At 73.0% G+C, this 6,376-nt stretch carries 6 protein-coding genes; 3 read left to right on the top strand and 3 right to left on the bottom strand.

Features of this window, described 5'->3' with window-relative positions; genetic code table 11:
- Nucleotides 1-144: 144 nt before the first annotated feature.
- From ACFWPS_RS50380 to ACFWPS_RS50370, 3 genes are all read right to left on the bottom strand, one after another.
- On the bottom strand, nt 145-771 hold the full coding sequence (locus ACFWPS_RS50380) for a TetR/AcrR family transcriptional regulator (RefSeq protein ID WP_383720216.1): 627 nt from the start codon (nt 769-771) through the stop codon (nt 145-147).
- Between the two features lie 61 nt (nt 772-832).
- Nucleotides 833-2,917: a YhgE/Pip family protein gene (locus ACFWPS_RS50375; protein WP_383720213.1), complete on the bottom strand. Its 2,085-nt coding sequence runs from the start codon at nt 2,915-2,917 to the stop codon at nt 833-835.
- On the bottom strand, nt 2,889-3,677 hold the full coding sequence (locus ACFWPS_RS50370) for an ATP-binding cassette domain-containing protein (RefSeq protein ID WP_383720210.1): 789 nt from the start codon (nt 3,675-3,677) through the stop codon (nt 2,889-2,891). The genes ACFWPS_RS50375 and ACFWPS_RS50370 overlap by 29 nt, the downstream gene beginning before the upstream one ends.
- 174 nt (nt 3,678-3,851) lie before the next feature.
- Here ACFWPS_RS50370 and ACFWPS_RS50365 point away from each other — a divergent pair, with 174 nt between their 5' ends.
- From ACFWPS_RS50365 to ACFWPS_RS50355, 3 genes are all read left to right on the top strand, one after another.
- Complete coding sequence (locus ACFWPS_RS50365; protein WP_383720207.1) at nt 3,852-4,415, top strand: SAV_6107 family HEPN domain-containing protein; 564 nt, start codon at nt 3,852-3,854, stop codon at nt 4,413-4,415.
- Nucleotides 4,416-4,623: 208 nt separating this feature from the next.
- Nucleotides 4,624-5,394 (top strand): methyltransferase, encoded by a 771-nt coding sequence (locus ACFWPS_RS50360; RefSeq protein ID WP_383720204.1) that lies wholly within the window; start codon nt 4,624-4,626, stop codon nt 5,392-5,394.
- A 277-nt stretch (nt 5,395-5,671) separates the two neighbouring features.
- A complete protein-coding gene (locus tag ACFWPS_RS50355; protein ID WP_383720202.1) occupies nt 5,672-6,061 on the top strand; it encodes a DUF3040 domain-containing protein in 390 nt (129 codons plus the stop codon).
- The last annotated feature ends 315 nt before the right edge of the window (nt 6,062-6,376 follow it).

Raw genomic sequence — 6,376 nt, 5'->3', positions numbered from 1 at the left:
TTTGTTTATCAGCGCCTGCTTGCGGTCGGCGCCGGTCCGCCGGCGGCCGGGGGGGGAGGGGGCCACCGTGGACCGGCGCCTTCGTCTGCCACGCGCGCGTGCGGCCTTCTCGCGGCCACGCGCGCGTGCCGGTCCCGGAAGGGCTCAGCCCTTCCCGCTCACCCGCCCCTGCAGCAGCCGGGACAGAGCCGCGTGGACGTCGTCCAGGGAGCGCTCCGGCTGGAAGGACTTCCAGTCCAGCGCCGCCACCAGCACCATCCCGACCAGGGCGGCCGCCGTCAGCTGGACGTCGATCTCGTCGCTGAACTCGCCGTTTTCCACGCCCTCGCGCAGCACGCCCTCGACGACCGCGACGGCCTGCTGCCGGACCACCATCAGCGTCGACTGCCAGGCCCGGTTGGTACGCCACAGCTCCGCCACGTAGAGCTGGGTGAAGGCCGGGTAGCGGTCGATGAAGACGAGACCCGCGCGGACCATCGCGTCCAGGGCGTCGACCCGGCTGCCGCCCTCCCGCGCGGTCTGCTCGGCGGCGTCCCGCAGGGACGCGGTGAGCAGACCCACGCCATGCCGCAGCAGCTCCTCGAAGAGAACCGACTTGCTCGCGAAGTTGTAGTAGACGGTGCCCTTCGCGACGCCCGCCCGTTCGGCGATCTCGTCCACTGTGGTGGCCGAGAAGCCCTGCTCGGCGATGAGCGTGACGGCGGCCTCGTAGAGCTTCTGCCGGGTGGCCTCACGGCGTGTGCTGCCGCCCGTGGTGCTGCTGCTTTCCATGGTCCCGATTCTCACAGGAACGGCGGCCTCCGCGGGCACGGAAGAGGAGGTCATCGAGGCCTCACAGGCTCAGCTCGGGATGCAGGCGGTCCAGCGTCCACACCTGGCGGCGCCGGGCCGACACCGCGGTGAGCGCCACGGCACCCGCCGTGAACGCCGCCAGGACGGCGCAGGCCTGCCACACCGGTCCAAGGCCGCCGCCCGTGATCAGCCGCCGCAGCGCCGCCACGACATAGCTCATCGGCAGGAACGGGTGGATCGCGGCGAAGAAGCCCGGGCTGGTCTGCACGGGATACGTGCCGCCCGCCGACGTCAGCTGGAGCATCAGCAGGGCGAGGACCAGGATCCGCCCCGCCGCCCCGAAGCGCGCGTTCAGCCACTGCACGATCGCCGCGAAGCAGGCCGCCACCAGGAACAGGAACCCGACCGTCCCGGCCGCGCGGACCATCTGGAGCCCGATCGCCCAGTGCAGTACGGCCATCAGGGCGGCCGTCTGCAGCACGCCGACCGCGACCACCGGCAGCCAGCCCGCCAGCGCGATCCGCCAGGCGGCCGAACCGGAAGCCAGGGCACGCCGGTTGAGCGGCTGGATCAGCATGTAGGCCACCATCGCGCCGACCCACAGGGACAGCGGGATGAAGTACGGGGCGAACCCGGTGCCGTAGTTGGGCGCCTTGTGCAGGTCCTGCGAGGCGAGCCGGACCGGGTCGGACATGACCCCGGTGCGCCGGTCGCGGTCCTGCCTGTCGTAGTCGGGGATCTTCGCCGCGCCGTCGTGCAGGCCGCCGGCGAGCGTGCTGGAGCCGTCGGCGAGCTTGTACATACCGCCGCTGAGGTCGTAGGCGCCGGTCTTGAGCCTGCCGATGCCGGTGTCGAGGCTCGTGGCGCCGGTGGTGGCCGTGCCGAGCCCGGTGTGCAGCTTCGCGGCGCCCGCGGCCACCCGGGCCGCGCCGTCGTTCAGCTTGTCGATCTTCTTGACGGCGTCGGCGACGTCCTCGGAGAGGTGCGGGGCACGGTCGGCGAGGGCCTGCGCCTGGGTCTGGAGCGTGCCGAGGTTCGCGTCGAGCGTCTTCAGGTCGCCGTTCTGGTCGGCGATCAGCGTGTCGAGGTCGTCGGCGACGGCGGCCACGTCGTCGGCCGCGTCCCTGGCCTTCTTCAGGTCGGGGCAGACAGAGTCGGTCAGCAGCTCCGCCGAACAGCGCGCCGCGTAGACCTCGTCCAGCGTGCCGGCGGCCGCGTGGGCGGTCTTCGCGGCGGCGGGCGCGGTCTTCACCAGGACGCCCAGGTTGTCCCGGACGGTCTGTGCCGAGTCGGCGACCAGCCGCGCCGTGTCACCGATGGTCTTCTCGTTCTTCGCCAGGTACGGGCCGACCTTGCCGTAGACCCCGTCGACCTGGTCCGCCAGGGCCTGGGTGCCGTCCGCGACCTGCCGCGAGCCGTCCTCCAACGTCCCCGCGCCCGCGTCCAGCTTGCTGATCCCCTTGGCGAGCTTCGCGCTGCCGGTCTTGGCGTCCTTCAGGCCGTCCGCGAGGTCCTTGGACCCCTTCTCGGCCTTCCCGATGCCACCGGTGAGCGTGTCGGCGCCCTCGGCGGCCTTCACGGTCTGCCCGTGGATGTCGGCGAACGAGATGAAGATCCGGTCCAGGAAGGACCGGGACGCCTTGGTCGACGCGGCCGAGCGGACCTCGTTGAAGACGGTGCGGGAGATCTGCCCGACGATGTAGTTGTTCGCGTCGTTCGTACGCACCTGGAGCGCGCCGGTCTCCGGGGAGTCGCCCGCGCTGGAGGCGATGCGCGCGCTGAAGTCGGCGGGCATGGTCAGCGACAGGTAGTACGTGCCGTCCTCGACGCCCCGGCGCGCCTCGGCGGCGCTCACCTCGTGCCAGTCGAAGGTCCTGCTGTCCCGGAGCCCGGCGACGATGTCGTCGCCCGCGGTGAGCCTCTTGCCGCTCGCCGTCGCTCCCTTGTCGTCGTTCACGAGCGCCACCGGGACGCGGTCCAGGCGGCCGTACGGATCCCAGAACGACCACAGGTACAGCGCGCCGTACAGCAGCGGCAGCACCAGCAGGGCCACCAGGGCCGCGCGCGGCAGCCGGCCCCGTCCGAAGCGCCTGAGCTCAAGCGCGGCCAGTCGCGGCGAGCGCATCGCCGGCCTCCTTCTTCTCCGCAGTCGTCGCAGCCGTCGTTGCCTCGGTGGGCTCCGTGGCTTCCGTGGTCTCCGTCGTCCCGGTGCGCACGACGACGGCCCCCGCCATCGCCTGGCCGCACACCGCCACCACCGTCGTCCCGGCCTCGGCGATCGACGCCAACAGCGCCCGCACCTCGGCCCGTTCGGCCTCCGACAGCTTCAGGTCCGCGTCGTCCACGGCCAGCAGCCGCGGCTTCCCGACCAGCGCCAGCGCCACGGACAGCCGCAGCGCCTCGATCCGCTCCAGATCCCGTACGGCGGTCCGGGCGCCCTTCGGCAGCGACTCCAGGTCGAGCCCGGCGGCGGCCAGGGCGTCGTCGACCCGCTCCTTCGCCCGCGCCGTCCGCTCCGCCCGCGGCCGCAGCAGCGCGCGCAGGGAGTCGCCGAACCGGCGTTGCAGCAGGGCCCGTTCGCGCAGGTGCTCGCCGACGGTCAGGGCGGGTTCGAGGTCGGTGACCCCGGCCACGTTGGCCACCGCGCTGATCCGCCGTACGGCCGCGAGCTGCCCCGGCAGCCGGGCCCCGCCGACGGTCGCGGTGCCCTCGGTGGTCTTCATCCGGCCGGTGAGCGCGAGCAGCAGACAGGTGCGGCCGGAGCCGGACGGCCCTTCCACCGCGATCAGCGCGCCGGGCCCGGCGTCCAGGGAGATCCCCTGGAACGCCCAGCCGCGCGGCCCCTTGAGTCCGAGGCTCTCGGCCGTGACAGGTACGCCGTGCACAGGTTCCCCCCTGTGGCGTTGTTTTTGAACTGACTGGTCAGTGCAAAAACTAGCCCGAACTTTCGATCGAAGCAAAAGCCCAGGTCAGAACGGATTGTCAGTGCCATACCTCACGATGGGCACATACGGCACCCCGTGTGAGGGCGCCGTCACTCAGACGACAGGAGGTTCGTCATGGCCAACTCGTCAGCGGCCGCCGCCCACCGGCGCCGCGCCACCGGCCCTGCCCCCTCACTGACCGGCCCGGCGAGCGATGTGCACCCCGTGCTCCGCCGGGCCACGGCCCCGCCCGCCGCCCTCGACCTGCTCACCCAGGCCCGCGCCGCCCTCGACGAGGCCGAACTGCTCGACACCCCCAACGAGCGCTATGCGACCGCCCACCTGGCCGCCCTGCGCACCGCGGCCGCCGTGCTCGCCGCCCGCGCCCGCCCCGAGACCTCGCCCCGGCGCCGGGCCAGGATCCGCAGCGCCTGGGAGGTGCTCCCCGAGGTCACGCCCGAGCTCACCGAGTGGAGCGCCCTCTTCGCCTCCGGCGCCGGCCGCCGGGCCCGCGCCGAGGCCGGCATCCAGGGCGCGGCCAGCCGCCGGGACGCCGACGACCTGATACGCGACGTGGCGATGTTCCTCCGCATCGTCGAGCGGATGCTCGTCCTCCAGCCGGTCCTGCCGCAGGCGCGACGGGAGGACGGGGAGCGGCCGACCGGCGCCTTGGGAGGGGAACTGCCCGACGCGGGATGACCAGGACGGGAGCCGCCGACCTGACCGGGACGGGAGCCGCCGACCTGAGATGACCGGACGAGGCGGCGGAGGCAATAGGGGGCGAGGCGGCGGAGGCAATAGGGTGGAGAGCGCCTGAAGCCTTCCTTCCTCCCGCACCTCGGGCCGGGGAGGCACCGAGTTCGCGCCGCCGGGCAACAGGCGGTGCCGCGCCGAGGAGTCAACTGCCGTGCCGGACCCCACTCGACCCCGCGCCTCTCTCCGTACCGCCGTGGTCTGGGAGGTCCTCCAGGACGCCCTCGACCGCCGGGTCAAGGCCACCGGCCGGGACGCGCTGGACGTCCTGGACACCGGCGGCGGCAGCGGCAACTTCGCCGTCCCCCTGGCCCGTCTCGGCCACCGCGTCACCGTCGTCGACCCCAGCCCGAACGCGCTGTTCGCGCTGGAGCGCCGCGCCGCCGAGGCCGGCGTGGCCGACCGGGTCAAGGGCGTCCAGGGCGACGTCCTCGGCCTGTTCGACGTGGTCGAGCGCGGCGGCCACGACGTGGTGCTGTGCCACGGCGTCCTGGAGTACGTCGACGACCCGGCCGAGGGCGTGCGCAACACGGTGGCCGCGCTGCGCTCCGACGGCGTCCTCAGCCTGCTCGCCGCCGGGCTCGGCGGGGCCGTGGTCGCCCGTGCCCTCGCCGGTCACTTCAAGGAGGCCAAGCAGGCCCTGGAAGACCCCGACGGCCGCTGGGGCAGCGGCGACCCGATGCCCCGCCGCTTCACCGCCGACCAGCTCACGGCCCTGGTCGAGGGCGCGGGCCTGGCCGTCGCCGCCGTGCACGGCGTGCGGGTCTTCGCCGACCTGGTCCCCGGCGTCCTGGTGGACACCGAGCCCGGCGCCCTCGACGCCCTGCTCAAGCTGGAGGCCGCCGCGGCCGAACTCCCCGCCTTCCACGCCGTCGCCACCCAGCTGCATGTGCTCGGCGAGACACCGGGTGCCGCCGAGGTCTGAGAGTCTCCTGAGACGAGCCCGCTGATCAGGGGCTCGGCAGCGGATGGAGTACGCCACAGGCCCCCCGATCGAGGGGTTTGCGCCGTATGATCGAGGGAGATCGCCCGGCATGACGGGTCGGCCGCTGGGGAATGGAAGTCTCAGCGAGCCGGAACTGTCATGGCGGTTTCCGGTTGGCCAATTGGCCTAGAGGGGCGGGTTTCACGGGGGCGATTCCCTGCCTATCCTGAAGGGACCCCCCGGGTCGCCCCGGCGACTGCACGATGAGGAGGACGCCGTGCCGCTCTCGGAGCACGAGCAGCGAATGCTTGAGCAGATGGAGCGAGCGCTGTACGCCGAAGACCCCAAGTTCGCGACAGCGCTTGAGGGAAACGGGCTGCGGACGTTCACCCGGCGACGGGTCTACCAGGCGGTCGCAGGCTTCCTCGTGGGTATCGCGCTCCTCATGGCCGGAATGGTCGCACAGCAGATCTGGGTCAGCGTGGTGGGCTTCCTCGTCATGCTGGGCTGCGCGGTCCTCGCCGTCACGGGCTGGCGCAAGGCCCCCAAGCCCGGCGAGCAGCCCGCGTCAGGCCCGCAGGGCCGCCGCCAGGGTCGGCCGAAGCGCTCCATGATGGACCGCATCGAGGAGCGCTGGCAGCGCCGCCGCGACGAACAGGGCCACTGACGGCTCCGCCGGAGGGGCCGACAGGCCGAACAGAGCGCGACTGAGGGGTGACCGTCACTGGATGGTCACCCCTCAGGCGTTGCCGGGCGCTGCGCAGGTCGGCCGGAGCCGAAGACGTTGCTGCGGGCCGTGAGTCGCTGCGGGTGGGTGGGGGCTGGTCGCGCAGTTCCCCGCGCCCCTTACGGGGCGCTCCCCAGCCGCATCTCTTGAGCCGCGGGCGCCTTGTCAGCTGACACAGCTGCGGGCAGGCGTGTCGCAGGGCGGCACGGGTGGGCGCTGGGGGTCCCCCCGGCCGAAGGCTGGGGGAGGCACCCT

The organism is Streptomyces sp. NPDC058457 (assembly GCF_042720695.1).
In the GTDB taxonomy this organism is placed as follows: Bacteria; Actinomycetota; Actinomycetes; order Streptomycetales; family Streptomycetaceae; genus Streptomyces.
This window is presented reverse-complemented; position numbering and strand designations above follow the sequence as displayed.